The sequence below is a fragment of the Mesorhizobium sp. M8A.F.Ca.ET.161.01.1.1 genome (genome assembly GCF_004792105.1).
Classification (GTDB): Bacteria; Pseudomonadota; Alphaproteobacteria; order Rhizobiales; family Rhizobiaceae; genus Mesorhizobium.
In genome coordinates this window covers 1-400 of sequence record NZ_SRTD01000125.1, presented here as the reverse complement: position 1 = coordinate 400, position 400 = coordinate 1, and the positions used below count along the sequence as shown (strand labels likewise).

Here is a 400-nt window from a genome sequence, read left to right as displayed (position 1 = left end):
CGGTTCTCGATCTGCTTGCCGAAGGCACGCTGCCGCAGAAGGGCTTCGTGCGCCAGGAGGAAGTGGACCTGCCCAAGTTCCTCGATAACCGGTTCGGCCGGTATTATGGCGCGCATGAGCCACTGGCTCGGGTGGGGTGAGTTACCGGCCTCAGTTTATTCCGTCATACCGGCCTTGAACCGGTATCCAGCCAGCCCAAGTCTTTGGGCTGAAAAGAGTCTTTTCTCCGCGCAGACGCGCGTCGGCTGGTTTCCGGCTCAGGGCCGGAATGACGGAGGGAAAGTGACGGACGCCAGCAAACGCTCCAGCCCGTCATACCCCCCAACACGACTGCCGCATATTTTGCCCGGACTGCACCCAGGACCGTCTATACCAGCGTCGTCTCTGCCCATTTTGCACA

Annotated in this window: 1 pseudogene; it reads left to right on the top strand. The window is 60.8% G+C overall.

Annotation, left to right across the window (positions count from 1 at the left end):
• Positions 1–140, top strand: a pseudogene (locus EN804_RS38455) (saccharopine dehydrogenase family protein); the annotation flags it as partial.
• Between the last annotated feature and the right edge of the window lie 260 nt (positions 141–400).